The following is a 26,814-nucleotide window of genomic DNA, read 5'->3' as shown; positions in this document are numbered from 1 at the left end:
TCAACGACTAGTAAATATAAAAAAACAGCCGAGCATTCGGCTGTTTTCTTTGTTTACACGGTTTCTTTTTTCTTCCGTGCCTTTTCTTTTTTAATTTGCTTGCTTCGTAATTGTCCACATGCAGCGTCGATGTCTGTTCCTTGTTCAACCCGCACACCACATTGAATGCCATTTTCAAGTAAGATTTCATAAAACTTAAGAATGTTTTCTTTGCGGCTTCGTTCATACTGGTTGTGCTCTTCGACTGGATTGTATGGAATTAAGTTAACATACGACAAATGCTTTTTATCCTTCAGCAATTTAACCAGTTGTCTTGCTTCTTCAGGATGATCGTTCACATCATGCAGCAAAATATATTCAAACGTGATGCGTCGATTCGTTTTTTCTAAATAGTAATCGATGGCTGGCATCAACTTTTCTAGCGGATACGCTTTATTAATCTTCATGATCCGTGTGCGAAGTTCATTGTTTGGCGCGTGAATGGACAATGCCAAGTTCACTTGCGATTGTTCATCAGCGAATCGATAGATCTTATCAGCCAAACCACTCGTTGAAACAGTAATGTGACGCGCTCCAATTGATAAACCTTTTTGATCGTTCACGATATTCAGGAATTTCATCGTGTTGTCATAGTTATCAAATGGCTCACCGATTCCCATGACAACAATATGGCTGACGCGCTCATCTTTTTGTTGTTGATCGAGATGGTGTTGCACATTCATAATTTGCTCAACGATTTCACCGCTCGTTAGATCACGGTTTTTGCGAAGCAATCCACTCGCACAGAAGGAACATCCAATATTACATCCGACTTGTGTCGTGACACATACAGACAGTCCATAGCTGAAACGCATTAAAACCGTTTCGATATGATTACCATCCGGGAGTTCGAATAGGAATTTGATTGTGCCATCCTTAGACTCCTGCTTGATGACTTGTTCCAATGCTTGCACTTCAAAGTTTTCTTCAAGCAGTTCAATGCATTCTTTATTCACATTTTTCATATCTTCAAAACGCTTAATTCGTTTTTTATACAACCAATCCCACACTTGGGATGCACGAAAGCGTTTTTCTCCGTTTTCAACTAACCAATCTTGCAGATCATTATATGTCAAACCATAAATTGATGGTTTTTGCATGCTTACCCTCTTTTCAAATTTGCGTATTTCCTTTGTCAATACTACTGAAAGTTACGTGAATAATCAACTGATAGTAAACAAAAAATCCCTGGAAACCAACATGGATCACCAGGAATTTTTCCATTATGAAAGTAAATTATCGAAGAAAACACGTAAGACGTCAGCACCGCCAATGAACGTGCCTAACGAGCTTCCAATGTTCGTAAGTACGACAATCAATAGAATACGCGTCACTTTATTGTCCCAGAAGCCTTTTACAGAAAGCACATCATCTGGGAGACTTTCAAAATCTGATACATGCGGTTTCCGAATGAGTGCCTGGACAATCCCTGCAAACCACCCAGCTGCGAGTAATGGGTTCAATGAACTGAACGGCGCAGCTAAAAACGCGGTTAATACCGTTAGCGGATGGCCTAAAGCGATCGTTGCACCTAGAGCAGATAATCCACCGTTCCATAATACCCAGCTGATGGTTTGTTGCCATCCCGCTGAAGGATTCATGTAAAACGTGTAAGCAATCACTGATAAAATAACAATCGGAATTGACCAACCGATAATTTTAGGCACTTTCGATTTTTTCGGAACAGTAGAAAGTTTTTCAAGATCATTTTCTTGATAGATTTCTTTCTTAATCCCAGGAACGTGCGCTGCACCTAATACTGCAACCACTTTGTTTCCGGGTGCTTTTTTAATTTTTTGAGCCAAATATTGATCCCGTTCATCGATTAATGGCTTTTTCAATCGTGGAAATTCTCTCGTAAACTCTTCCATGACGGAATTCAACATGTCTTGAGATTTCATTTTTTCTAACTCTTCTTCGGAAATCTCTTCTTTATTAAAAATACTGTAAAAGATACTCATCATTAACTTCGCGCGTCCTGACAGACCGATATTGCGCCAAATCCGTGAAAAAGTCGTTTGGATATTTCGATCGGCAAGTACAAGCTCGGCACCGATTTCATCGGCCGATTCTATCCCTTGAATCATTTCCTGACCTGGTTGAATCCCAAATTGCTTGGCAACTCGATTTTGAAATGATGAAATCATCATGTTCATTAATAGTAACGTCGCTTTCTTTTCTTTGACGACTTTAAAAATGTCCATGTTTTCCCACTTGTTTTTATCTTTCACAGATTCATAGCGTTGTTCGTCTAACTCGACACAAACAGAATCCGGCTGCTCTGCTTCGATTACCTCTTTCACTTGTAAAGCACTTTGTTTCGATACGTGTGCTGTACCGATGAGGATAATCTCTTTTCCGTCCAAATCGATTCGCGTTATATTTTCTTCTGACATAAGTGACTTCCTTTAAATAAAATTTCAAATAACTTCTTCATTTTACCACAAAAGAGCCCGTCCCTAGAATGGAATGGGCTCTTTTTTAAAAAATCTTCTCATTTACCAAGTTGTTTACGCGTACCCTGGCTTTCCAAGCAATTCAAAAATTTTCGTTTTATAATCTTCAACACCCGGTTGATCAAACGGATTTACATTCAGTAAGTAACCGGAATATGCACAAGCAAGCATATAAAAATAAAGCAAATGGCCGATGTGGTGGGCGTCTAATTTTTTCATTCGTAAGCCAATTTGCGGAACGTCTCCAGCTAAATGGGCTTCAGTGACACCTTGATAAGCCTTTTCATTAAACTCTTGTAAGCTGCGTCCTGCCAAGTAGTTAAGCTGATCTGCGTCATTGTCTTTTTCAACAATAGTCATATCTTTATCGACTTCATCAAATACGATAAAAGACTCAAACAATGTTCTTTCCCCATCTTGAATATATTGCCCAAGCGAATGCAAATCTGTCGTATAAGAAACCGAAGCAGGAAAAATACCCTTTCCTTGCTTACCTTCACTTTCGCCGAATAATTGCTTCCACCATTCTTGGACATAATTCATCTTCGGTTCAAATGTTGCTTGTACTTCCGTCTTGTATCCTTCCTGGTAAAGCGCATGACGGATTGCCGCATAGCGAATTGCTGGATTTTGTTCCAAATCGAACGACTTGTATGCTTGTTCCGCTTCCTTCGCACCCGCAATCAGCTCGTCGATTGAAAAGCCAGCACTGGCGATTGGTAATAAGCCGACCGCTGTAAATACAGAATACCGTCCACCGATATCGTCTGGAACGACAAAGCGATCGTAGCCCTTTTCTTTCGCTACTTCGAGCAAAGCGCCCTTCTTCTCATCCGTCGTGACATAAATTCGAGAAGCCGCTTCATCACCATATCGTTCTTCCATATACTGCTGAAGAAAACGAAAGGCAATCGCTGGTTCTGTCGTTGTGCCTGATTTCGAGATGACATTAACAGCAACTTCTTTATCATTAAGGTATGCTAACAGCTCTTTCAAATATGCACCGCTTACTTGATGCCCCGCAAAAAGAACTTCGAAATCATTGTTATTGGAAAAATGGGGAGACAAGGCTTCGATCACTGCCTTCGCCCCTAAATAAGACCCACCGATTCCGATGACCACTAACACGTCCGCTTGCTTGCGGATTGTTTCGGCTGTTTCGTTGATTTGATTTAAAAATGATTCACTCAGCTGGCTTGGCCAATCGAGCCAACCGAGAAACTCTGATCCCTCACCTTTTTTATCATATAAATTAGCATGAATTTGTTGTAGTGCATCTTTGCGTTCATTCAATATTTGTTGTTCATCACCTGAATAAGTCAGTTGAATCATCTTATTCCCTCCGGTTACTCTTAACGAATTGTAAAGTTAAAGTTCGTTGTTGATATTGCGATCCGCTATCGGTGGACGCTTTCCGCGGGCACGGCTCGAGCCTCCTCGGCCCAAGACCAGGGCCTGTGGGGTCTCGAGACTCGTGCTTTTCCCGCAGGAGTCGCCACCTTCGCTTCTCACAAATTTCAACAACTTATTGCTTTATATGTTTAAAAATCAACATTATACTTTAACAAAGCTTAATGAATATGTTCTACCTCATAACCTTCATCTTCCAAAATGGAGACGACATGAGGCTCTAGTATCAAATGTAAGCTTCCGACAATGACAAAGTACGTTTTTTCTTCTCCAGATTCAAGGAACTTCGTAATCTCTTCTGCCATTCCGTAGTTTCGGTTATCGTTCAATGCTTCCATATAAGCTTCTTCTTCTACACTCATAGCAGCGTCTGTTTCAAATAAAACATCCAATAATTCATCGACGTTCCCAGTTTTGTATATGTCGATTAACTGTCGCAAGTCTTTTTCATATGTGTCAATATCAATCAATGACTCTTCTAACAGTTGCACTTGGTAATCCATCGACAAGTCTGCAAAAATGCCTAATTGATCTCTCGCCGTTTCCAAGGCAATCACTTCTTTGTCGTCTGCCTTCGCTTTTGATAGGAAGTACATATCGACTCCCTCTGTAAACCCGAGTTCTTGCACCATCAATTGAGAGACCATGGTAGAGACAAGCCATGGTTTGTACGTATCGATAACAGCCATTGGAAAACCTTTGCCTTCGAAAAATGCTTTTACTTCCCCGTAGGTGTCTTCAGGAAGATGGTCTTCGAGCGTTGTGCCATCTTGAAATGTCCCCAACTCCATCTGTAACTGGTTCATTTCAGCCATGTCCAAATTGAATAAATCAATTTCGGGAACGACGACATCTGATTCCACGTAAGCTTGTTCGATTTTTTCATGCATTGGGAAAAGATCCGGTTCGCCTAAATGGACTGTCCCTTGAAGATAAACTGTTGTATCGCCATTCTCAACTTTCCACAAAAATCCGCCCGGTCCATCTGGCAGACCGACTTGCTCTGCTTCGAATACTACTGCAACACCGCTCTCTTCCAATGTCGTGATCGCTTCATCTTCCAGTGGATTACCAGTCAGTTTAACTTCTCTCAATTCTGGTAGTGTTGTTAACGGGTCAATATTGGTAATTTCATTATCGGTTAAATTGATTTCTTCGATTGATTCGAGAGCTTCAATGCCTTCTAAATTTTCAATTGCTTCTCCAGACAGATTTAACGATTTTAAATCACGTACGTCCGATAAATATAGTTCATCTTCCGTTTGATCCAGCTCGGCTCGGATTGCTTCTTCCAACTGTTGATCAGGGAAATCTACTTCCGTTTCCGATTGGCAAGCAACAAGCGTTAAGGATATGAACAGGAAGAAAATAGGCTTTAAAATTTTCACGTGAATTCTCCTTTAAATAATCTTAAGTCACTATTGAATATTTTCGATAACTACCGCAATTCCTTGGCCGCCACCGATACACAAGCTAGCAACGCCATATCGCTTGCTCTGTCTCTTTAATTCATATGCCAAACTCAATACTAATCTTGTTCCACTCACACCTACCGGATGTCCGAGAGCGATCGCTCCACCATTCACATTTGTTTTTGCACGATCCAATCCAAGTTCTTTCTCAACAGCTAAATATTGAGCAGCAAACGCTTCGTTCACCTCAATTAAATCCATATCTTCCAAGCTCATATCAGCACGCTTCAACGCTTGTTTGATGGCAGGTACTGGTCCGATTCCCATAATCGTTGGGTCTACTCCTGTAATCCCCCACGACACGATTTTTGACATCGGTTGTAATTGATGGTTTTCTACAGCTGACTCAGAAGCAATGATGACAGAAGCTGCCCCATCATTGATGCCGCTTGCATTACCTGCTGTTACCGTTCCGTCTTTTTTAAAGGATGGTTTAAGCTGAGCTATTTTTTCTGTCGTCGCATCCGCTTTAATATGTTCATCTTGTTCAAAAATGATCGAGCCTTTTCTCGTTTTCACTTCAAAAGGAACAATCTCTTCAGAGAAGCGTCCAGAGTCTCTCGCGTCATCGGCTTTTTGCTGGCTCTCAAGCGCAAAAGCGTCTTGTTCTTCACGCGAAATTTCATACTGCTCCGCAAGCTTTTCAGCAGTCAAACCCATGCCGCTTCCAGCATATTCATCTGTTAACGTACTCAACAACATGTCTTCGAACTTGAGCGCACCCATTTTTTACCACCGAATCGTTGTTCGAAATTCGAAAAAGGTGCCATCGACATATTTTCCGCTCCGCCAGCTAAGGCGATCTCACCGTCACCGACCATTAACGATTGAGCTGCTGAAATAATCGACTGAGCACCAGATCCGCACAAGCGGTTTAATGTTAATGCTGGCACCTCTTGTGGGATTCCTGCTTTCAGACCAATATGTCTTGCCAAATAAGCCGCATTCGTGTGGGAATGAATAACGTTTCCATAAACAATATGATCAATGTGCTCTTCTTTTACTTTCGACCGCTTCAACGCTTCCTTTGCCGTAACAGCGCCTAAGTCGTCCGCCTGTTCGGATTTCAATGAACCACCAAATGTTCCAAAAGCCGTACGTGCACCATCAACCAAATAAATTTGTTTCATAATATCCCCCTTAGTATGTAAAACTATCCTATCTTCTATCATACCTTATTTATGAGTGAATTTCTGCTCATAAAAAAATCCCCCTGTGACATTCACAGCGAGATTTTCTATTGCTATTCCCATATATACTGTAGCGTTAGGCTTCCTCGTTCCATTTCTTCTTTGGCATTGAGCTGTACTTTTAAGCCAGTCGGCGTGTAAGTCACCGAGCTAACAGAAAAGTCGAGTGATTGATCCAATAAAGAAACCACTGTTTTATGGTCATTTTTCTGAGCAGCTCCCATAATTGCACGAGCATGAGATTCTGAATCAAAAATGGACGTTGTCAGACGACCAGCTTCCTCAATCAATCGAGCCATTTGGGAGGCCGAAGTCTGAAATGCTTGTGGCTGAACTTCAGGGTATTGATGATTAGAATTTTGTTGCCGGAAAACAGGTGTCCAATACGTAGGATTCCCATGGATAACCACTCTTATCGACCTCCCTTTTCTTATACTATCTTATGCGAACAGCTTATCCGTGTTACTTATTTTTACGCAGGTGACTCCATACAAAGAAATGATGAATAACGGTTAAAAGAATAAGTAGCGTATTCTGATTGATGATACAATTCAACTTCCTTTTCACTGAATCCCTCCATTCTTCTTATTAAAATTGTGCCCGATCTGATTCGAAATTAAGCATTGCAGTGAAGTACGAACAAATCCTTTTAATTGACTTTCCATCACTTGCCAGGTTATACTTAGACGTCTGATAGGTTTTTAACAACAACGATTGGATAGTTACAGCTGAAAATGGGAGTAACACTTTTTCGCCTAATTCAGCATGTGCTATTTTTTTATGGAGATAATAGATATTAGGCATTTTACATTATAGGAGGAAAAAGTTTGAAAACATTTAACGAATTAAACATTGAAGCAAGTGTTTTGAAGTCGCTTGCGGAAATGGGATTTGAGTCAGCTACGCCAATTCAGGAGCAAGCAATCCCAACTGCATTAGCCGGTAAAGACATGATCGGACAAGCGCAAACGGGTACGGGTAAAACGACTGCTTTCGGGGTGCCGATGATTCAAAATATTGACCCAAGCAACCGTTCTATTCAAGGAATTGTCATTGCACCAACACGTGAGTTAGCGATTCAAGTGGCTGAGGAATTAAACCGGATTGGACAGCATAAAAATGTGCATACCGTTCCAGTTTACGGAGGTCAAGATATTCAACGACAAATTCGTGCGTTGAAACGACGTCCACAATTAGTCGCAGCAACACCTGGCCGCTTATTGGATCACATTCGTCGCAAAACCATTCGTTTGGATAGCATCCGTACAGCCGTATTGGATGAAGCAGATGAAATGTTGAATATGGGTTTCATTGAAGATATCGAAGCAATTTTAGCGGAAATTAAACAGGAACACCAAACATTGCTTTTCTCGGCAACGATGCCGAAACGGATTCAGAATCTTGCAGAAAGATTCATGAATGAACCAGAGATGATCCGTGTAAAAGCAAAACAGCTTACAGTCGATCATATCGATCAGTTTTACTTCGTCGTAAAAGAGAACGCCAAATTCGATGCGCTATGTAGATTATTAGATACGGAGTCACCGGATTTAGCGATTATCTTTGGTCGGACGAAAAAACGTGTCGATGAATTGACAAGTGGTTTACTGAAGCGTGGTTATTCTGCAGAAGGAATTCACGGGGACATTCAACAATCGAAACGTGAGAAAGTCATTTCTCGTTTTAAAGAACAAACGACTGAAATTCTTGTCGCTACCGACGTTGCAGCGCGTGGTCTTGATATAACTGGAGTTACCCATGTGTATAACTTCGACTTACCTCAAGACCCAGAAAGCTATGTACACCGAATCGGTCGTACTGGCCGTGCAGGTAAGAAAGGTCAAGCCTACTCTTTTGCAACACCGAGAGAGATTGATCATTTACGTTCCATCGAAAAATTGATTAAGCGTAAAATTGAAGAAAAAGCAGTTCCATCTTATTCTGACGTCGTAGAAGGACTTCAAGAAACAGCAGTAGAAGATCTTCTGCAAACGATTTGGACAGATGAAAGCAAAAAATATCATCGTTCCGCTGAAGAAATCTTATCTAAAGAAGATGCAGTGGACGTCGTTGCAGCAGCGATTAAACTACTAACGAAAGAACCAAATCAAGCACCGGTTAAATTAACCGCAGTAGAACCAATCCGTGCGAAGAAGTCTTACGGTGGTAATCGCAAAAATAGCTACCGAGGTAATCGTAGTGGCGGCCGTGGTAAAGGAAACCAAGGGCGCAATGACCGACGCGGTGGTAGTAACCGTGGCGGCAGTGGCGGCGGACAAGGTCGCGGCAGAACTTCTAAAAATCAACGAAAATTCACTCGCTAAACATCTTAAAGTGCTGACAGCTGTCGGCACTTTTTTTTATTGTTAGGTAAATGACCATTCTGAATTGAAAGTGAAACTTATGATTCATGATGACAGTCTTATAAGCGAGAGGGGGACAGAACGTGACTGAGACTCAGGAGAAAAGATTGATTCGCCAGGCATTAGAAGGAAACGAACTAGCATTCCGCGAGTTAATCGAAGCTTATTACAAAACAGTAGAACGATTCGCTAGGCAAATTGGCGTGCAAGAGAACGACCTGGCGGATGTTACTCAAGATGTTTTCATTAAAGTATATCGATTTTTAAACAAATACTCTCGCGGAAAGTTTACGACGTGGCTATATAGCATCACACTGAATGTCTCGAAAGACCTCTTTAAAAAACAAAAGCGCGAATTGGAGAAACACAAAAAATTAACGCATGAACCATTGACTGAATCATATTTAGAAAACCATAGCCTCACTGAGGATGAACGAATTTTACACAGCACAATTTTACAAATGGAAGATAAATACCGTATTCCAATCGTCTTGTTTTATTTTCACGATCAGTCGATTACCGAAATAGCAGCGATAACAAAAACAAAGGAAGCAACAATCAAAACGCACTTAAAAAGAGGTAAGGAAAGGCTCAAAAATGCGTTAAAGGAAGGAGGTTTCATTTATGAAGGATGATTTCTTTGAAAAACGTATGGAGCGGTTGGACGATAAATATAAACAAGCAGAAAGTAAAACTTCTACAAACGAGATTTTCCAAGCGGTTATGCAAGAAAACGACCGCCGAAAAAACCGAACACTTCTTCCTGTCATCGCCGCTTCAATTGTCGCTTTACTTGCTGGAGGCATCTTTTTTAGCTCTTTGTTTTTCTCCGATGAAGCGAGTGACAATGAACCTCAACAAACAAGTACGCCAGGTGATCAGGACGAAGATAAGGAAACCGCAAATGAAGGCGATAACGAAACGTCTAAACCGAATGAAGAAGAGCAATCAAACGATGATACACCAAATGAATCTGAAGAAACGGATACTGCAAAAGAAGAACAAAATACCGAAGATAACGCAGAAGAAACTGGCGAGATTCAGCCTTACCAAGAAAGAGAAAATACGATTACAGAAACGGTATATCCAGAAGGTATGGAAGAGCAAATTACTATGCGATTGATTGTCAATGAAGAGTTAGGTTATTCTTCTTATGTTCATCAACCGATGATTCATCAAAATAAAGAAGAAGACGCAAAATCGATTGATTACTTCTACCCTGATTTTGCAGAAACAGGGGAAATCCAATTTGAAAATGCGTTTATCCGTGTAGAAAAGTTTGAAGGTATGACGGTTGATCAAGTAGTTGAAGAGCGCGAACAGATCATTTTGAATCATGGATTCGAAGAACAAAATATACACGAACAAATCGGCATGTCTTCTTATCACGCGATGTATATAAACGAAGATTTAACGAGATATGTAACGATTGTTGAAGACGGAAACAATCTATATGCAATTGACTCCCAGCTTTTTGGCGCCATGGGTGATGGTTCTTTCCCGTGGATTATTGATCAGTTTGTTCAGCAAATGCAGTTCAGTGAATAATTAAGCAGGCTGAGACAAAATTTCAAAGTTGACACAGAAACGAACATTCTAATTTAGCGTGACAGAAATACTCGCTTCGGAAATATACTGCGCTTTTACCCACAGGGCATAAGGCGACATCTGCGATAAATCGCAGTGTCTTCTTTATCGCGGGCAGCTGTTGAGCCTCCTCGTGCTTTGCACTGCGGGGTCTCACCTAGGCTTCAGCTCCCGACGCCCAGGACGGGCTAGTGTCAACGTTGGCCACAGGACGTGGCCGCATTTAGTTGACCGCAGAAGTCTCCGTATATTTCCTACGCTCAGCTAGATTGTAAATTGTGATTCTGAGTTTATAACTTTGATTGTCTCAGCCTATTTTTCATTGATACAACATTTATTTTTTCGTCATTTTCTTATCTAAGTTATCGAACACTTGATTCGCCACGTCTTTTTTCTCTTTACTTTTCACCGCTTCCGCTTCTAACTCTTGTCGTTCTTCTGGTGAAAGTGAAAAGAACTTTTTCTCATTGCTCTGTTGCTCGTTTGGCATTTGTCTTCTTCCTCTCTGAAGAATTTACTCACCCCTACACGACTACTCATTCAGCTCCTTATTAAAATAGCTTTTCCTTTTCACCCAAACGAATCCGTCACCTTTAGATATGACCGCAACATCAATCGGCGGCCCAACTGACTCCGTTGCACGCGTTAGTTTCCGCTTGAATGACGTCAAATTCATCAACGTTTCTGCCATATTGGCGAGTTCATCTTTTGGCAAAGATCGTACAATCCCTAAAAGTGGTTGTAAGTAGTTTCTCCTTTGGTAATCATCTAGCGTGTCTTTGATCGACTGATATAGTTCATTACCCATTTCTTTCAAATTGCTAACCTGTTTTTCATCCAAATCAATGCCTATATGACGTTGAATCTGTTCAGGGTATTCTGATAATACGCGGTCAATAATTCCAAACATCGTCTCTTCCATATGTGGTTCAATGCCTACCATGAAAGAATCGACCATTTCGCGTTGTGCAAACGCCTCTATGACTGCGGTACCATCATTCTTATTTTGTCGGTAATCGATTTTTCGTTCTTTCAGTAATTTATATTTCAACTTGCCTAAAACAAATCCTTCCAGTCGATAATTCAATAAATGAGGAAAAATTTCTTCTTCACCGTAGCCAGCGATCACAAATCCTGTACTACCTCGGCTGAAAAAATCGTTTTTTACACTTTCAAATGCAAGCCGACATAGTTTTTTGGAAAATGTTTTGGACGTTTCAAATTCAATATATTCGTCTTTAATCTCTTGAATCGTATCAAAAAAGGTAGCTTCAAATGCCTTATATTCAATATCGAGAAATGCTTCTTCTGTTAAGAAGTCTTTTGTCTGCCGTTCAACTTCTTGTTCGAGCAGCTTTCTCACTTCGCGTTCATCGTCTGTTTCATCGTTTTTTTCTTCAATCTCTGTCTCGACGCGTCGAATCATTTGCTTCAGTAAATCCGAAAAGGTTCGATATACAATAATATCTTCAAGTTCTTCATTTTTAAACCGTGGATCTTGGCGTAAAAAATCCATGAAATCATCGAAGTAGTCTTGTACATTATTAAATCGTTTATTGCCTAAATAGTCCCGATACGATTTAATAATGACCTCCCATGGAATTTCCATAAAAGAGGCAGAACCGTATACCATAAAGCCAATCGGATGCTCCTTTGATAACGGGAATAACTTATTTGCAGAATTATATACCTTTGGCACACCGTCAAAGCCACTTGTAATGGCACTGTCAGCAGCCATGGACATTCCATGCTTATTCATAATCGATACTTCGGCTGTCATGATTGTCCCACCTTTATTACGTATTACTATTATGTCTATCACTTGTGGCGACAATTCAAACCAAACTTGCGTCAATTGTAACCGTTATAGATCACTCTTTAGACCGATTTAATACATTCAAGATTACTTCATTCGTTAAATTTGGAACAATCTCTAAAGAATATTTTATTTCGAGTCGTTCCAACTTAGCATGCGCATCCATTCCGTAAGGCCCGATATTGATGACCGGGACATTCAAATCACGAATATCTTGATAGTCGACAAAATGCTTTTTACCCCAACTTGGATTATTGTTTTGAACCGCTTCAATCCCTGCCAAATCATCACTCATTGCCAAAAAACTCATATCCGAAATATATGGAAAGAAGTTTTTTGTGACGATTGGATGTTTATAATGCGGCTGAATTTTTTCAACGGCTTCATCTAAAGCAGACAAAAGGACTCGCTCTTCTTCCGTTTTCCCGCTCAATTCAATGCGCGGTGAATAAAGAGACGAATAGAATAAAATCATGGCTGGCGATTTATCATCCATCCACTTCCATGCTTCTTCAACAATACGAGCTGCATACATGCGCGTATCCAAGTCTGAATCATTTACAAGCTCTTTATGGAAATTATTCATATGGTCGGTAAACTCATCCCCATGTGACTTAATTAGCTCATGTTCCATTTCTTCAAAAGTCATCACACGCGTTTTCCAAGGTAGCTCTCGATAAGGATGGCCACTGATCTCACAGAAAAGTTGGTACCGTTGTTCATATAATTCGAGTGCATTTTCGAAAGCAATCGTTGCATGATCGTTTAATTTCTCTAAAACGTCTTTCGGTGACCATGAATGAATGAAGAAATTGTAATAAACATAAGCAGACAGAGCCGTCTGAACTGTGTAACTTGGCTTTAAATCGGTCTGTTTTAGGGAGACCGGTGGTATTGTCATCTCCCCTAGCGCTTCGTTGCTAAGCTTTGGATTATAATGGATTTGTCTCGTCAATTCAGCTGCCAGGAAATTCGGGTCCAACCCTTCAAAAGCAGCACCAACATGACTTTCATGCCCCGTAATAAAAAATGAAGGCAGTAGCTTTCCGACAGTTCCTTTATATATATAACGATTTTCATCTCCTTCATATAACGGAGAGACAAAATCAGCATTTATGGCAGCGACGTATTCAAATTCTTGCTCCTCTTTCCAACGCTTTAACGTTTTCAAACTTGATAAAATTCCGTTTGAACCATCTTCCTCATCACATTCCGATACAAAAACTAAATTCCCTTCCAATTGATCTGGGTGCATCGAATAATAATGCAATAGATAAATGTGACTGGCTAATCCACTTTTCATATCAAGTGCTCCTCGACCGAACAACCATTCACCGGACGCCAGATGTTCTTGGGCTGGCGACGGTAACTCTTGATCACCGAATGCTTCCATTAATTCATCGGGAGAAAACGCAAGCTCCTTCAGTTGATTAAAATCGTCGACACCGACAGTATCCATATGACCAAACAAAATAACTGTCCGATTACTCTTCTTTTTCGTCCCTCTAACAAAACAAAGTACATTATATCTTTCTTGATCGTCATTCACCGTTTGTTCCAACATGACCTGGTCAGGATTTTTCGTAAAGTAGTCAAAAGTAGAAATCAGCTCATAAAGGGAGCGAGCAATCGCCCTTTCACCTGGTGTATTGACGATGCTATCCATCTGTACTAACCGCTTTGTCAACGACAAAACGTCCTCCCGTGTATTTAGCATGTAAATCCCCCACAATCATTGATTTTCTTTAGTATATGAAAGATTGTTCTGAAAAGAAAGAACAGTTCGTTTCTTTTTTGGTTGTATTTTTGTATACTAACGATTAACCATGATTTAACCTGGAGGGACCGTGATGACTACAATTCGTTTAATGGAAAAAAAGGATATACAAGATGTCCAGCATGTTGCACATATGAGTTGGCATGATACATATGAAGGAATCATTCCAAAAAAGGTTCGGAATGTTTTTTTAGAAAAGGCTTACAGCAAACCGATGCTAAAGAAAAAGTTAGAGAATAGTATCATTTTCGTTGCTACTGACGAGGAGAATGTCATTGGATACGCTCACTTTACCCCTGTAGATGAAAACGGGGATTCATTACTGGCAGCAATCTACCTTCTCCCTACTGTTCAAAATAAAGGAGTAGGAAGTAAGCTATTGGAAAAGGGGATAAAACAACTCGATGGGATACGAACGATTACGCTTGAAGTCGAAGAAGAAAATGAAGCTGCAAAACGATTTTATAAAAGAAAAGAATTTATTGAAGTCGAAAGGTATGTTGAACAATTTTTCGACTATGACTTGCACACGATTCGGATGAGGAAGTATTTATAGGTAAAATTCGTTCGTTGGCATTATAATGCATATAAATAACCCCGGTAATATACTCTAATTTCGGCGCGAAATTCTATATATTACCGGGATCATTATTGTACGTATTCATTTTTCTCATATGTTTAGTTATGATGTTCCGAACTTACCGGATTCCTCATCAATAGACACTGATTACTCGAGACTAGCCATTGGATTTTGCGTGCGAGACATCGATTTTTGTGCAGAAGCCGTCGAATTAACACTGCTAGACATCGAATTTTGAACGCGAGCCGTCGATTAATCACTCCCACTCGTCGAATCCGTTTAAGCTTCTTTCTTCTTCGTCCGAATCGTTTTAATGATTGGGAATATGAAAGATAGTACGGACAGGATAATCAATACGAGTGAGATGTTATTCTCAAAAAAGATGGAAATATTTCCACCAGAAATAGTCATCGACTGTCTGAATGATTGTTCCATCATGCCACCAAGGATAAATGCAAGAATAAATGGTGGTGCAGGGAATGCAAACATCCGCATTAACAGCCCAAGTACACCGAAAGCTAATAATAGATACAAGTCGAAGACACTAAAGCTGATTGCATAGACACCGATAAAGCTAAACATGATAACCAATGAAATCAACATCGGTCGTGGGATCGTCAACAGCCTTGCGATATACGGAATTAACGGTAAGTTTAAGATTAATAGAAAAATATTACCGATATACATACTCGCGATAATGCCCCAAAATACTTCCGGGCGATCCGTCATCATCATCGGTCCTGGTTGTAGACCAAGCACGAGAAAAGCACCGAGCATGACTGCCGTCGTTCCTGAGCCTGGAATACCTAAACTAAGTAATGGAACGAATGCCCCGCTCGTCGCTGCGTTATTTGATGCTTCAGGTGCAGCCAGTCCTTTAACAGAGCCTTTTCCGAATTCATCTGGGTTTTTCGCAATTTTCTTCTCAGTGATATAACTGATGAATGATGCAATCGTTGCTCCAGCACCTGGTAAAATACCTAGGATGAACCCTAAAAAGGATTGTCTGCCTACTGGACCACTCATCTCTTTCATATCATTTTTACTCAAACGAAGGCTTCCAATTTCTTTTGCTGTACCAACAGATTTCTTAGCTCGATTCATAATCAAGTAACAAACTTCGGCGATCGCAAATAAACCTAATGCGATGACGAGAAAGTCGATTCCATCCAATAAATTTGCACTACCAAAATTAAATCGCGCTGTTCCTGTTTGTGGGTCGATTCCAATCGTTGCAATCATAAACCCGACAACAGCTGAAATCATCGCTTTAATCGTTGAACCTTCTGATAAACTTGCGATCGCTGATAAACCTAATAGCATCAAAGCAAAATAAGCCGGAGGACCAAATGAAATCGCCACACTTGCAAGCATTGGTGCAAAGATCATTAATAAAACAACACTGATCGTTCCACCAACGAAAGAAGATAACGCAGCAATGGCTAATGCCTTCCCTGCTTTTCCTTGTTGGGCCATCGGATAACCATCAAATGCTGATGCCACTGTCCCGGAAATACCTGGTGCATTTAATAGAATAGATGATGTTGAACCACCAAAAACAGCACCATAGTAGACACCTGCCATCATGACTAATGCCATCGTCGGATCCATCCCATAAGTAATCGGGATCATAATGGCTATCGCACTAATTGGCCCTAAGCCTGGCAACATTCCAATGAACGTACCGACAAACACACCAATTAAAACAAACATAATTCCTTCTAAACTCAATGCGACTTGAAAACCAGTCGCAATTCCCTCAAGCGCTCCCATTATATCCCTCCTTTAAAATGGTAAGATTCCTGCTGGCAATCGGATTTGAAGCATATAAACGAAAATACTATATAAAATAATTGGAAATAATATAGAAACAATCGCATTTACCATATGTTTTTTATAGCCTAAATACCATGTACTACTAAATACAAATAATACCGTCGCTAAAATAAATCCGAGTGATTCAAAAAACGTAATATACAAAAAGACCAATAAGAAAACGACCAACAAACTAATCACATCTTTTTTCGGAATGTGTCTTTTTGCTTTTTGTTCTTCGGAATCCCGATCTTTAGAGAAAAATAAACCTACAGATAAAGCTAGCAATAACCAGCCAAGTGCTTTTGGGACACCATCGGCATCCACAGGAATATATGGATACGTCGGTAATTGATAACTCAAGACGAGATAAAAAGCTGATAGGACTGCCAATACGATCGCTACCCGTTGGTTCACGTTTTTCAACATAGGATTCGCCTCCCCTCACACATTAAACTTCACATAAATAAACAATCAGAAGTCAACAGGGAACCCCCTGCTGACTTCATAGGATCATAAATAATTGTTATTGAAATCTATTATTCATTCAATAAATCTAGCTCTTCCAATAATCCTTTTAAGTTCTCTTTTTCTTCATCTAAGAAGTTTTTGTATTCTTCGCTGCCCATGAACATTTCATTCCAGCCGTAGTTCGTACGAATTTCAGCGAATGCGTCGGATTCACTTAACTCTTTGAACTTCTGCTCATAGTATGCTACTTGCTCTTCCGTCATACCTGCAGGTCCAAAGAAGCCACGCCAGTTAATGAACTTCTCATCAATTCCTTGCTCTTTCGCCGTCGGGAACTCAGATAGAGTTTCTCCTTCAAGTCTCTCTTCAGAAGTTACGGCAAGTACGCGAATTTCGCCAGCTCTCGCTTGTTCAACTACTTCCCCGACACCCGTTGAGAAGACGTCAGCACTTCCGTTAAGAACTTGAGTGATTCCTCCCGCGTCTGGAGCAGATACGTACTTAATTTTCGTAATATCAACACCCGCTGCTTTTGCAAAGCGAACAAACTGGATATGGTCCATACTTCCTGGTGATGACGTTCCTACAACCGTTACGCTAGAAGGATCTTCTTTCATTTGTTCAAATAACTCACTTAAATTTTCCCATTCAGCATCTTCACGTACAGCGAATGCACCATAGTCAGCAATGACGTTTGCAATTGGTGTGAAGTCTTCGTGCCCATGATCGGATTGACCGCTTAATGGTACTAATAAGATTGGAGACGATGATACGAATAAGCTATGTGGATTTCCTTCTTGGTTTGCAATGTATGACCAACCAATAGCTCCTCCAGCACCTTCTTTGTTCACAACCCCAATGCTTTCTTCAATAATTCCTTCTTCATTCAATACCTTTGCAGCCATACGTGCAGTCGTATCCCATCCACCGCCTGCTCCTGCTGGTGCAACCATTTCAATGTTTTGCTCAGGTGTCCATTCGCCACCTTCTGCACTACCTTCCGAGCTTTCTTCCGTATTTTCCTCATTACTATCTGAATCATTTTGAGATTCTTCATTATCCTCGCCGCCACAAGCAGCTAGAAAACCAAGCAAGAATACAAATAATAAAATTGCTAAAAACTTCTTCATGCTTTTACCCCCTAATAATTTTTGTTAAATTCACAAAATGTTCACTATTGGTTATATTAGCACTGAGTTTTCTGGTTGTAACCGTTTTCATTATAAGTAAAATTAAATCTATTAAGTTGTTTTTGTTCATTTTGTTCACGGAAGACATAAAAAATCCCCAACCCGAACAACTGGTTGAGGTAAGTTTCATATATCTAATAATTAGTTATTTGAGTAATAACGTCTTTCTGGTCGACCGACAATTCCGTATTCCAATTCTGCGTAGCATTCACCAATCGAAATCAAATACTCCAAATATCTTCTTGCAGTCGTTCTCGACGCTCCCATTCGCTTCCCCATTTCTTCTGCTGTAATCCCTTTTTCTTCTTTTAGAATTTTGTTCACCTTTTGCAGGCTCAAGGGATCGATTCCTTTTGGTGTATCTTCTTTCAGTTCGCTTTTTGATTGGAAGCCAAAATACTGATCGAGAAACGTTTGATCGACTTCTTCCTTTTTCCCTAATTCCAATTGAAACTTTCGATACTTTTCAATCGTTTCAATAAACCGATCCATTGTAACAGGCTTTATAATATAATCAAACACACCTAATTGAAGTGCTTGCTTCACGACTTCTTTTTCAGTGGCTGCACTAATCATGATAATGCCAAGCTCTGGTTTAATCTTCCGAATGTCATTAATCAATTCCGTCCCGAGGCGATCAGGCATATAAATATCCAATAACAATAAGTCAATCTCTACGGATTTGATTTTCTTCATCGTATCTTCTGCATTTAATTCTTTGAATATGATCTTCACGTCGTTCATTTTAGATAAAAATCCTTCATGAATCGAAGCGACCCGGAAATCATCTTCAGCTATTCCAATCCGTAACACATTAACCCACCTCGCTTTGTTGATCACTTAAAATTTTCGGTAAATAAACAGTAAACACAGTTCCGTGTGAATCGGTATCAAAACTAATCGTACCTTGTAAATCCGCGACTACTTCTTCGACAATTGGCAACCCAAAACCTCTGTTTTTCTCTTTTGTCGAGAATCCTCTTGAAAAGATATCCGTTTGCTTATCTTCTGGAATACCTGGACCGTTGTCACTGACTTCGAAAATGATATCCTTCCCAAGGTCTGTCGCAAAAAACGTAACCTGACGATCTTCTTGCGCTTGAACAGCATCCATCGCATTATCAAATAAGTTACCTAAAATGGTCGTTAGCTTCGATGTCGTCAAATGCTCGGGCAATTGATCAAGCTGACTATTCTCGTCCACAGTGAATTCAATCTTTTTCTCTGAAGCTTTTCCAAGTTTCCCGAGTAAAATCGCTTGTACAGGTTCATCTTTAATGTGTTCAAATAAGCTTTTTGTTTGTTGTTGGTAGAAATAAGATTCCTCTTGAATTAAATCAATTGCTTCTTGATAATGACCGAGTTGTAATAACCCCGACAAAACATACAGTTTATTCGTAAATTCATGTGTTTGTGCACGTAGATCTTCCGAGTAACTTTTCACTTCAGATAGTGCATTGATCATTTGCTGCATCTCCGTTTTATCTCGGAAACTAGCTACAACACCTACCGTCTCGCCATTATCATGTAACGGAATCCGGTTGACGATTACATGCCGGTCTCTCAAAATAATTTCTTCATCAATGTGTGGTTCTCCACTTCGTAAGACTTCTTGCATTTTTGTATTCGGTAAGACTTCTTCAATATGTTTATATTTGGCACGTTCATCGAGGCCGAGCATCTTTCTCGCTGAATGATTCAAAAGCGTAATCATTCCATTTTGATCAACTGCGATAATCCCTTCTTTCACCGAGCGTAAAACGGCTTTTCGGTCTCGATATAGACTGACGATTTCACGCGGCTCAAGCCCTAATATATCTTTTCGAATGCTCCTAGCAAGGAATATCCCGCCAATTGCTCCGATTAATAGTACGAGCAAGGAAAATAAAAACAAGTCATTCAATCGGTCGAAAATCTTTCCTTTAATATCTTCGATCATAAAACCGACTGAGACGATTCCGATAATTTGTCCGTCTTGATTGATGATTGGCGCTTTTCCTCTTAAAGAAGGACCTAGTGAACCGACTGCTTCTGATTTATAGTATTCACCATGAACTAGCGCTTTGTCGTTATCCCCACCGACCATCTTTTTACCGATTTTATGTGTTTCAGGGTGAGCAATTCGAGTACTTTCAGCATCACCGACAACAATAAACTCAGAGCCAATTCGCTTCCGGATATCTTCCACAATTGGTTGGATTGTTTCTGTCGGATTTTGATCATCAAAAGCTTTGATTACTTCCGGCATTAATGAGATGGAAGTAGCTACATCAAGCGCCCGTTGCCCCATATGATCTTTAATCTGATTGTATTCTATGTATGAATTGATAGCCGTTAATGAAAAAGTAACGATAAACAAAAGGGTAATGAGCATCGTCATAATTTTTGTTTGCAATGAAAATTTACTTGCCATAGTCTTGTTCCTTCCTTAATCTATTATCAATAGATTAACATGGTGAGCCTGCAAATGTTAGTAAGCTTTTAATATTTTGAAATTGATTTTTTCGGAAGAGGTGACGACAAATGACACAAAACTTAACGAAACTTTTCGCGGGTATTCTTTTAGTGTTATTTTTAATTCGTTTGTTTAATGACCAGTTACAGATCCCTTCTTTCCTTTATTACATAGTAGGTATGTTCTTCCTGTTGATCGTTTCCTTTACTTATTGGAAAGATCAACGAGTCGGGTTAAGTCTATTAGTTTTGATTATAGCTATAATGACAGGATTCGTTGCAGCTTTTGAGAGTATTCAAGTCGTTAATTAGATTCAAAAAACCCTCGAACAACACACGGACATCCGTATATCATTCAAGGGTCTTCTCTTAATCTACAAACAATTCAACAGGGAATAAAATCAATTCTGGGATATACGTGACAATAATCAATACTAAAATGAGTACACCGACTTGAGGGAATAAATATTTGAACATCTTCGGTACTGTAATTTTCGCAATGGAAGATGTAACAAACAAGCAAACGCCAAGTGGTGGTGTCACCATTCCAATCGTTAAGTTCACGGATAAAATAATTCCGAAATGGATTGGATCAACGCCCGCCGCTAATGCCAATGGCAAAAATAATGGCGTAAAAATAGAAACGGCACTAATCGTATCGATAAATGTACCCGCAATCAACAGAATAACGTTAATCAATAAGAGCAACAGAATCGGATTATCTGCTACCGGTCCGAGCATATCCAACAACTGGTTCGGAATCGAATTAAATGATAAGAACCAGATAAATAAAGAAGCTGTTCCGATTAAGAAAATAATCGTCGCTGTCGTTTTAGCCGTTTGGAGTAAAATTGGCCAAAAGTCTTTGATTGTGATTTCTTTATAAACAAACATACCAATCAGGATGGCATAGACAACGGCAATTACACCTGATTCAGTTGCTGTAAAGACTCCACTAACGATACCACCAATAATGATGATTGGCATAACTAATGCCAAAACAGCATCTTTCGCGCCGACGATGATTTCTTTAAATGTCGCACGACGATCACTCGCACGATACCCTTCTTTTTTACCGACGAAATAGCTGTAAATCATTAATCCAAGTCCCATTAAAATACCAGGAAGTACCCCAGCAATAAATAGGTCACCAATGGATACACTGGCAATGACTCCGTACAGAATCAATACGATACTCGGCGGAATAATTGGACCAATTGTTGAAGATGTCGCAACAATACTGGCAGAAAATCGTTTGTCATAGCCTTCTCTGTCCATCGCAGGAATCATCATACCACCAATTGCCGCTGCTGCAGCAATCGCTGTACCTGTTAAGGCCGAAAAGAACATACTCGCCAAGATAACGACCATCGCCAAACCACCTGGTAGTGGACCGACCAATGTTTTCGAAAAATTAATGAGACGTTTCGAAATCCCACCTTGTGTCATCAGCTCTCCCGCTAAAATAAAGAGCGGTACAGCAACTAAAGTGAAATTATTAATGCCTCCGAATATTTGTCTTGGAACATTAATTAATAGATCTGCGTCAGATAATACGATACCAAGAATGGTGACCGAACCTAGCGCAAAGGCAATTGGTGTTCCAAGTAGTATGAGTACGAATAGTACTCCAATTAACCATATCATGTGAACACCTTCCTAACATGATAGTATGCCATGAATACTGAGCTGATCGGCAGTGCCATATAGACATACGCCATTTTCACTGGCAGCATGCTCATCGTCTGCCCTGATTTCAAATTATTTTGCACCAATTCAGTACCATAAAGAAACAGAACGACAATTAATACCCCGACAATGATAAATTCAATGCTTTTCAAAACAATATTGATGCTTTTCGGAACTTTCTCGAATAAATCAACCTTTAAATGTTCTCCATTGCGAATGGCCAAAGCCGCTCCAAAAAGAATGCTGTAGACGAACGCAATCATTAAAGCTTCCTGCGACCATGTTAAAGGTTGACCTAAAACATATCGAAAGATTACTTGTAAGAAGGTAATGATGACCACTGACCCTAAGCAAAGTGTAATCACTACCTCAAGTAATTTTCCGATAAAGTTATCTAGGCTTTTTAAAGCAGTCATACGTATCACCTTCACTTCAAAGTAGAATACCCAGGAGAGAGTATCGCTCCCGGGTAATCCAATTACTTATTGTTTTCAATCTTTTCGATTAAGTCTTGAGGAACTTCTTCAACCGTATTTTTCACATCACTTGTTGCTTCTTTGAACGCTTCACGGTCTGGCTCAGTAATCGTTACACCTTCGTCTTCAAGCATTTGAAGAATCTCTTCTTCTTTGCTAGCTAGCAAGTCTCTGTGATAATCCGTTGTTTCATCTGTTGCTTCTTGAATCGCTTGCTGATGTTCTTCACTTAATTCATTCCATAGATCCAAGTTCATTACAGTAATTGCTGGGTTATACGTATGTCCTGTCAAAGAAACATATTTTTGCACTTCATAAAACTTCATTGAATCAATAGTTGGCAATGGGTTTTCTTGTCCATCAACAACTCCTTGGTCAAGTGCAGAGTATAATTCATTAAAATCAACTGGAGTTGGGCTCGCACCGATTGCTTTCATGTGCTCTTCCCAAACTGGAGAAGGCTGTACACGAATTTGTAATCCTTCAGCATCTTCTGGTGTTACGACTTCATTTTTATTGTTCGTCAAATGTCTAAAGCCGATTTCCCACCAGCCAAGACCTTTCATGTTGTGTTCTTCAGATAAAGCGAGTAATTCGTCACCGATTTCGCCATCTAATGTGCTGTATGCATGGTCACGATCTTCGAATAAGTACGGAATACCGAAAACGTTCATTTCAGGTACCGTGTTTGAAAAGTTACTATCTGGCGCAACCGTAGTCATATCGATGGAACCATCCATAACTTGCTCGACTGCTTCCCCTTCACTACCTAACGTCGCGTTCGGGTGAATTTCAACTGTAATTTCACCATCTGTTTTTTCTTCAACTAACTCCTTGAACTTTTCTGCAGCTAAATGATATTGGTGAGATTCAGATCCTGTATGTGCTAATTTTAAACTTTGTGAATCTCCTGAATCACCAGATCCTTCTGAGTCAGAACCTCCACATGCTGCAAGCGTTACCATTAATAAAATGAGTGATGCACTGAATAAAAATTTCTTCTTCATTTTAAAACTCCTTTTCTCTATATTTAATTTACAACCACCCTGTCCTTCAAGGATTTTGATATCTTTCCGAGGCGCTATCTATTTTATTTAGGGCATTATTTAACACTATCTTTTTAAATAAACTCATTTTTCTTACTATTTTGTTAAAAATCTTCTAGAAATTATTTATAGTATCTGACTTCATACATTGTACAGCCGCTCGGTGATTTCCAAGGTCCGTGTTTCATCCCTGGAGGCCTTGATGCTACCATCCCTGCGGTGAATTCTTTGTTCAATGTCAAATCAATGAATGAACCGTCTATAATGAAGACTTCCTCCCAGTAATCGTGCGACTGTACTCCATTTGGCGTAGTATCCGTACCAGGTTCAAATTCCATGATTCTCACTAAATCTCTACCTTGGTCATCTTGAGCAATCATTCGTTGGTATAGTCCATCGACCTTGCCATCAATTTTTTCTCTTTTAAATTGGTGGTAATCTGTGAACTCCACTGATGGCCGGCTCATTCCATCACCTCCCCAAAAATTATTTCTTTTAACTCAGTAAAGATGTGGCACTCGACTATCGAAAATCGGTACTTCTTTTCTGACTTCCAATACTCTATCTGGATTCAACGATCCTGTAAGTATTTCTTCCTCATTATCAGATCCTTGTGCCAATACATCTCCCCATGGATCAATAATCATTGATGCTCCGGCGTATTCAACACCATTCAATGATCCGATATTATTAGATGAAACAACATACATCTGATTTTCAATGGCTCTTGCAACTTGCAAGCTCGTCCAATGTCTTCTTCTTGGTGTCGGCCACTCTGCGACGACGAACAACACTTGGGCACCGTCCAAAGCTAGTTGGCGAGCTAATTCAGGAAAGCGAAGATCGTAACAAATGATGACGCCCATTTTGACTCCTTCTAGCTCAAAGGTTTTGACCTTTTCTTGGCCCCCACTTAGATAAAGTGGTTCGTTTAACATTGGCACTAAGTGAATTTTGCTATATTCGTGCACAAGCTTACCTTCACGGTTGAAAACGAAGCTTGTGTTGTACACTTTTCCATCAACTTTATTGGCTACAGAGCCTCCGACAATATTGACGTCATACTCTTTTGCCAGTTCACTTAAGAAGGAACGAGTTGGCTCTCCTGCATCGTCGGCAACATCTTGAAGCTGTTCCAACGTGTAAGAGGTCGTCCACAATTCCGGTAGAACGATTGTATCAGGCTTTTCGCCTAGCGCTAACTCTTTCACCCACTGCTGGACCTTTTCTCTATTTTTCTCCGGGTTACCCGCAACAACTTCCATTTGATAAATCGCGAATTTCATTGTTATTTACTCCCTTTCAATATTGATGATGTCGTATTCTGATGAGATTTCGTCATTTTTGACAGGGTCTCTAAATGTCATCCGGAAAGCTGTTCCGTATTTAAAGCCATCTTTTAATTGCACAGTTCCTGAAAAGAAGATACTGTTTTTCTTTGGCGCTTCTACTTTATCAATATATTGAACGATCTCTTCATAAGGCATAATGGCTTTCAAGGAATCTTTTTGGTAATCAACCCATTCGCCATCCAAGTATACTTGTGAAGTCAATTCCAGTTCATCCCAATGATCGAGAACATCTTGAAGCTTCCATGCTTTTGTTGCAAATGGTTTCCCACAGACTTGCTTTGATTTATTGATATCAACTGTTTCTAACCCTCGGTCAGTGTGGTCACTTCCAACGGTTACGTAAACTTCATCCGAAGAATCACCGAAAATAAGAACGACTTCTGCTTCTCCGCTTGTTTCCTTACCAACGACTTCCATTGTTTCATTTTGAAAAATAGTATTGCCGCTAACTGGGTAAAGCATTGGTACTTCCTTCGGTTCAGGAATACCAATTTCAGCAAGCTCTTTAATATGAGCATAAGTGTTTTCTTTGCTTCGTCCTGTGTAACCGATACAGAAAGCTTTATGAATGGCTAACTGTTTCGTTTCTCCTGCTACCTCGAGTTGGTAAATTGCTTTAGACATCTTAAAGACCTCCTATTGAATCGCTATTTCCATTGTTGTTTTTCAATTGTTCGCGTTGTTTTTTGACAGAAGATGCTGTTGTCAATAAGTGATGTCTCATTAAATCTGCAGCTTTTTCTTCATCTCTTTCACGCAATGCATTAATTATGTCTCGATGCTCTTGGATGACCTCTTCCATCCGTCCTTCTTTAGAAATGGCCGCATGTCCAATAAGCCGGGTTAGATTATAGAGCTCCTGCAAAATTTGCTCCAATATATTTTGATTCGAAAGTTTAAGCAAATGGCGATGTAGCATTTGGTCCAGTTCGATATAACGAATTCGATCATTATTTTGAATCGCTACTTTTTGTTCATCAACCAATGCATCTAGCTTCTCTAATTCTTCATCGGTAATATGGTCGACCAGCATTTTCACGCTTCTCATTTCGATCGATATTCTCAAATAAAGAATTTGTTCCATATCATCCTCATCGATCCGTCGAACTTTAAAACCTTTTCTTGGGATTTGGATGAGTAGCCCTTCTTTCGTCAAATCACCTACCGCTTCCCTAACAGGTGTACGGGAGATATGTAATGATTCAGCCAAAGAAGTTTCTGTCATCGTTTCATTTGGCTCTAACTCCCCACTGAGAATAGATCGTTTGAGCTGGTCATATACAATTTCTTTTGTCGTTTTCCTTCTGGCGATGGGTTCCAATAGTTTCACTCCGAGTTAATAGTTAAATAAGAATAACTTCTTGTTGTTAAAACGCTTTCATGATGAGACTAAAAATAACTTTTTGTGTGCACTGTATTATGTATACAGTATAAGTGAGAGACTTCTAAATTGTCAAACTTATTTGGTCAAAATTTTTTAGGGATGGATTTTGGATTATTTTTAGTGATTTTGTTGGGGGGACCTCTATCGAGTACGGAAGACGGTCCATTTCTCGTGCTTCCGTCGTTGAGAGGGCTTGTCGAATACGGAAGAGATTCTTTTTCTCATGCTTCCGTTGTTGAGAGCGCTT

Annotated in this window: 26 protein-coding genes and 1 pseudogene; 6 read left to right on the top strand and 21 right to left on the bottom strand. The window is 39.9% G+C overall.

The annotated features are described in order from the left end of the window. Positions 1 to 53: 53 nt before the first annotated feature. From rlmN to FPQ13_RS08005, 6 genes and pseudogenes are all read right to left on the bottom strand, one after another. Positions 54 to 1,139: a dual-specificity RNA methyltransferase RlmN gene (gene rlmN / locus FPQ13_RS08030; protein WP_144088830.1), complete on the bottom strand. Its 1,086-nt coding sequence runs from the start codon at positions 1,137 to 1,139 to the stop codon at positions 54 to 56. 123 nt (positions 1,140 to 1,262) lie between these two features. Beyond that, positions 1,263 to 2,435 (bottom strand): TraB/GumN family protein, encoded by a 1,173-nt coding sequence (locus FPQ13_RS08025; RefSeq protein WP_144088829.1) that lies wholly within the window; start codon positions 2,433 to 2,435, stop codon positions 1,263 to 1,265. A 114-nt stretch (positions 2,436 to 2,549) separates the two neighbouring features. After that, the gene (locus FPQ13_RS08020) at positions 2,550 to 3,827 is read right to left on the bottom strand and encodes a glucose-6-phosphate isomerase (protein WP_144088828.1); all 1,278 of its coding nucleotides are present in this window, start codon (positions 3,825 to 3,827) and stop codon (positions 2,550 to 2,552) included. A gap of 239 nt (positions 3,828 to 4,066) precedes the next feature. After that, positions 4,067 to 5,293 carry a TraB/GumN family protein gene (locus tag FPQ13_RS08015; protein WP_186279600.1) on the bottom strand — a complete coding sequence of 409 codons (1,227 nt, stop codon included), beginning with the start codon at positions 5,291 to 5,293 and terminating at the stop codon, positions 4,067 to 4,069. A 30-nt stretch (positions 5,294 to 5,323) separates the two neighbouring features. Next, positions 5,324 to 6,507, bottom strand: a pseudogene (locus FPQ13_RS08010) (acetyl-CoA C-acetyltransferase). A gap of 113 nt (positions 6,508 to 6,620) precedes the next feature. After that, positions 6,621 to 6,977 carry a YuzC family spore coat inner layer protein gene (locus tag FPQ13_RS08005; protein WP_144088826.1) on the bottom strand — a complete coding sequence of 119 codons (357 nt, stop codon included), beginning with the start codon at positions 6,975 to 6,977 and terminating at the stop codon, positions 6,621 to 6,623. Between the two features lie 417 nt (positions 6,978 to 7,394). Between FPQ13_RS08005 and cshA the strand changes: the two genes are divergently transcribed. From cshA to FPQ13_RS07990, 3 genes are all read left to right on the top strand, one after another. Then, on the top strand, positions 7,395 to 8,891 hold the full coding sequence (gene cshA / locus FPQ13_RS08000; RefSeq protein ID WP_144088825.1) for a degradosome RNA helicase CshA: 1,497 nt from the start codon (positions 7,395 to 7,397) through the stop codon (positions 8,889 to 8,891). Between the two features lie 122 nt (positions 8,892 to 9,013). After that, positions 9,014 to 9,565: an RNA polymerase sigma factor gene (locus FPQ13_RS07995; protein ID WP_144088824.1), complete on the top strand. Its 552-nt coding sequence runs from the start codon at positions 9,014 to 9,016 to the stop codon at positions 9,563 to 9,565. Then, complete coding sequence (locus tag FPQ13_RS07990) at positions 9,555 to 10,478, top strand: hypothetical protein (RefSeq protein WP_144088823.1); 924 nt, start codon at positions 9,555 to 9,557, stop codon at positions 10,476 to 10,478. Before FPQ13_RS07995 ends, FPQ13_RS07990 begins: the two co-directional genes overlap by 11 nt. A gap of 373 nt (positions 10,479 to 10,851) precedes the next feature. Here FPQ13_RS07990 and FPQ13_RS13455 read toward each other — a convergent pair whose 3' ends face one another. From FPQ13_RS13455 to FPQ13_RS07980, 3 genes are all read right to left on the bottom strand, one after another. Further along, positions 10,852 to 11,007: a hypothetical protein gene (locus FPQ13_RS13455; protein ID WP_186279599.1), complete on the bottom strand. Its 156-nt coding sequence runs from the start codon at positions 11,005 to 11,007 to the stop codon at positions 10,852 to 10,854. 42 nt (positions 11,008 to 11,049) lie between these two features. Next, entirely contained in the window at positions 11,050 to 12,297 is a 1,248-nt protein-coding gene (locus tag FPQ13_RS07985) for a hypothetical protein (protein WP_144088822.1), read from the bottom strand. 91 nt (positions 12,298 to 12,388) lie between these two features. Beyond that, a complete protein-coding gene (locus FPQ13_RS07980) occupies positions 12,389 to 14,050 on the bottom strand; it encodes a M20/M25/M40 family metallo-hydrolase (RefSeq protein ID WP_144088821.1) in 1,662 nt (553 codons plus the stop codon). A gap of 133 nt (positions 14,051 to 14,183) precedes the next feature. Here FPQ13_RS07980 and FPQ13_RS07975 point away from each other — a divergent pair, with 133 nt between their 5' ends. Then, positions 14,184 to 14,666, top strand: a complete 483-nt coding sequence (locus FPQ13_RS07975; RefSeq protein ID WP_144088820.1) for a GNAT family N-acetyltransferase — start codon at positions 14,184 to 14,186, stop codon at positions 14,664 to 14,666. Positions 14,667 to 14,969: 303 nt separating this feature from the next. On the opposite strand, the gene FPQ13_RS07970 is transcribed toward FPQ13_RS07975, so the two are convergent. The 5 genes from FPQ13_RS07970 to FPQ13_RS07950 form a co-directional block, all read right to left on the bottom strand. Next, a complete protein-coding gene (locus FPQ13_RS07970) occupies positions 14,970 to 16,463 on the bottom strand; it encodes a tripartite tricarboxylate transporter permease (RefSeq protein ID WP_144088819.1) in 1,494 nt (497 codons plus the stop codon). Positions 16,464 to 16,475: 12 nt separating this feature from the next. Next, positions 16,476 to 16,934 (bottom strand): tripartite tricarboxylate transporter TctB family protein, encoded by a 459-nt coding sequence (locus FPQ13_RS07965; RefSeq protein ID WP_144088818.1) that lies wholly within the window; start codon positions 16,932 to 16,934, stop codon positions 16,476 to 16,478. 110 nt (positions 16,935 to 17,044) lie between these two features. After that, on the bottom strand, positions 17,045 to 18,106 hold the full coding sequence (locus tag FPQ13_RS07960; RefSeq protein ID WP_144088817.1) for a tripartite tricarboxylate transporter substrate binding protein: 1,062 nt from the start codon (positions 18,104 to 18,106) through the stop codon (positions 17,045 to 17,047). Positions 18,107 to 18,307: 201 nt separating this feature from the next. After that, complete coding sequence (locus FPQ13_RS07955; protein WP_144088816.1) at positions 18,308 to 18,979, bottom strand: response regulator; 672 nt, start codon at positions 18,977 to 18,979, stop codon at positions 18,308 to 18,310. 1 nt (position 18,980) lies between these two features. Then, entirely contained in the window at positions 18,981 to 20,579 is a 1,599-nt protein-coding gene (locus FPQ13_RS07950; RefSeq protein ID WP_144088815.1) for an ATP-binding protein, read from the bottom strand. A 110-nt stretch (positions 20,580 to 20,689) separates the two neighbouring features. Between FPQ13_RS07950 and FPQ13_RS07945 the strand changes: the two genes are divergently transcribed. Further along, on the top strand, positions 20,690 to 20,932 hold the full coding sequence (locus FPQ13_RS07945; RefSeq protein ID WP_144088814.1) for a hypothetical protein: 243 nt from the start codon (positions 20,690 to 20,692) through the stop codon (positions 20,930 to 20,932). A 57-nt stretch (positions 20,933 to 20,989) separates the two neighbouring features. Here the strand turns inward: FPQ13_RS07945 and FPQ13_RS07940 are convergent, their stop codons facing one another. The 7 genes from FPQ13_RS07940 to FPQ13_RS07910 all read right to left on the bottom strand — a co-directional run bounded on the left by FPQ13_RS07940 (position 20,990) and on the right by FPQ13_RS07910 (position 26,504). Continuing rightward, the gene (locus FPQ13_RS07940; protein ID WP_144088813.1) at positions 20,990 to 22,267 is read right to left on the bottom strand and encodes a TRAP transporter large permease; all 1,278 of its coding nucleotides are present in this window, start codon (positions 22,265 to 22,267) and stop codon (positions 20,990 to 20,992) included. Next, positions 22,264 to 22,725: a TRAP transporter small permease gene (locus tag FPQ13_RS07935; RefSeq protein WP_144088812.1), complete on the bottom strand. Its 462-nt coding sequence runs from the start codon at positions 22,723 to 22,725 to the stop codon at positions 22,264 to 22,266. Before FPQ13_RS07935 ends, FPQ13_RS07940 begins: the two co-directional genes overlap by 4 nt. A 62-nt stretch (positions 22,726 to 22,787) precedes the next feature. Next, positions 22,788 to 23,792 carry a TRAP transporter substrate-binding protein gene (locus FPQ13_RS07930; RefSeq protein ID WP_144088811.1) on the bottom strand — a complete coding sequence of 335 codons (1,005 nt, stop codon included), beginning with the start codon at positions 23,790 to 23,792 and terminating at the stop codon, positions 22,788 to 22,790. A gap of 161 nt (positions 23,793 to 23,953) precedes the next feature. Then, a complete protein-coding gene (locus FPQ13_RS07925; protein ID WP_144088810.1) occupies positions 23,954 to 24,298 on the bottom strand; it encodes a cupin domain-containing protein in 345 nt (114 codons plus the stop codon). Between the two features lie 33 nt (positions 24,299 to 24,331). Further along, positions 24,332 to 25,117, bottom strand: coding sequence for a carbon-nitrogen family hydrolase (locus tag FPQ13_RS07920; protein WP_144088809.1), 786 nt, complete (start codon positions 25,115 to 25,117; stop codon positions 24,332 to 24,334). 6 nt (positions 25,118 to 25,123) lie between these two features. Beyond that, the gene (locus tag FPQ13_RS07915; RefSeq protein WP_144088808.1) at positions 25,124 to 25,807 is read right to left on the bottom strand and encodes a DUF2848 family protein; all 684 of its coding nucleotides are present in this window, start codon (positions 25,805 to 25,807) and stop codon (positions 25,124 to 25,126) included. A 1-nt stretch (position 25,808) separates the two neighbouring features. Next, positions 25,809 to 26,504, bottom strand: coding sequence for a GntR family transcriptional regulator (locus FPQ13_RS07910; RefSeq protein WP_144088807.1), 696 nt, complete (start codon positions 26,502 to 26,504; stop codon positions 25,809 to 25,811). Between the two features lie 129 nt (positions 26,505 to 26,633). Between FPQ13_RS07910 and FPQ13_RS13650 the strand changes: the two genes are divergently transcribed. Next, positions 26,634 to 26,814 (top strand): hypothetical protein (locus tag FPQ13_RS13650; RefSeq protein WP_222103149.1); only part of this gene is annotated, 181 nt, incomplete at its 3' end.

This window comes from Allobacillus salarius (assembly GCF_007559425.1).
Classification (GTDB): domain Bacteria; phylum Bacillota; class Bacilli; order Bacillales; family Alkalibacillaceae; genus Allobacillus; species Allobacillus salarius.
The sequence above is the reverse complement of the archived record's forward strand: the minus strand, read 5'-3'. Positions and strand labels throughout refer to the sequence as shown.

Bases quoted from the DNA above. Each gene is read 5' to 3' on its own strand.
- rlmN (WP_144088830.1), bottom strand. From the start codon at position 1,139: ATGCAAAAACCATCAATTTATGGTTTGACATATAATGATCTGCAAGAT.
- FPQ13_RS08025 (WP_144088829.1), bottom strand. From the start codon at position 2,435: ATGTCAGAAGAAAATATAACGCGAATCGATTTGGACGGAAAAGAGATT.
- FPQ13_RS08020 (WP_144088828.1), bottom strand. From the start codon at position 3,827: ATGATTCAACTGACTTATTCAGGTGATGAACAACAAATATTGAATGAA.
- FPQ13_RS07990 (WP_144088823.1), top strand. From the start codon at position 9,555: ATGAAGGATGATTTCTTTGAAAAACGTATGGAGCGGTTGGACGATAAA.
- FPQ13_RS13455 (WP_186279599.1), bottom strand. From the start codon at position 11,007: ATGCCAAACGAGCAACAGAGCAATGAGAAAAAGTTCTTTTCACTTTCA.
- FPQ13_RS07985 (WP_144088822.1), bottom strand. From the start codon at position 12,297: ATGACAGCCGAAGTATCGATTATGAATAAGCATGGAATGTCCATGGCT.
- FPQ13_RS07980 (WP_144088821.1), bottom strand. From the start codon at position 14,050: ATGCTAAATACACGGGAGGACGTTTTGTCGTTGACAAAGCGGTTAGTA.
- FPQ13_RS07975 (WP_144088820.1), top strand. From the start codon at position 14,184: ATGACTACAATTCGTTTAATGGAAAAAAAGGATATACAAGATGTCCAG.
- FPQ13_RS07970 (WP_144088819.1), bottom strand. From the start codon at position 16,463: ATGGGAGCGCTTGAGGGAATTGCGACTGGTTTTCAAGTCGCATTGAGT.
- FPQ13_RS07965 (WP_144088818.1), bottom strand. From the start codon at position 16,934: ATGTTGAAAAACGTGAACCAACGGGTAGCGATCGTATTGGCAGTCCTA.
- FPQ13_RS07960 (WP_144088817.1), bottom strand. From the start codon at position 18,106: ATGAAGAAGTTTTTAGCAATTTTATTATTTGTATTCTTGCTTGGTTTT.
- FPQ13_RS07950 (WP_144088815.1), bottom strand. From the start codon at position 20,579: ATGGCAAGTAAATTTTCATTGCAAACAAAAATTATGACGATGCTCATT.
- FPQ13_RS07945 (WP_144088814.1), top strand. From the start codon at position 20,690: ATGACACAAAACTTAACGAAACTTTTCGCGGGTATTCTTTTAGTGTTA.
- FPQ13_RS07940 (WP_144088813.1), bottom strand. From the start codon at position 22,267: ATGATATGGTTAATTGGAGTACTATTCGTACTCATACTACTTGGAACA.
- FPQ13_RS07935 (WP_144088812.1), bottom strand. From the start codon at position 22,725: ATGACTGCTTTAAAAAGCCTAGATAACTTTATCGGAAAATTACTTGAG.
- FPQ13_RS07930 (WP_144088811.1), bottom strand. From the start codon at position 23,792: ATGAAGAAGAAATTTTTATTCAGTGCATCACTCATTTTATTAATGGTA.
- FPQ13_RS07925 (WP_144088810.1), bottom strand. From the start codon at position 24,298: ATGAGCCGGCCATCAGTGGAGTTCACAGATTACCACCAATTTAAAAGA.
- FPQ13_RS07920 (WP_144088809.1), bottom strand. From the start codon at position 25,117: ATGAAATTCGCGATTTATCAAATGGAAGTTGTTGCGGGTAACCCGGAG.
- FPQ13_RS07915 (WP_144088808.1), bottom strand. From the start codon at position 25,807: ATGTCTAAAGCAATTTACCAACTCGAGGTAGCAGGAGAAACGAAACAG.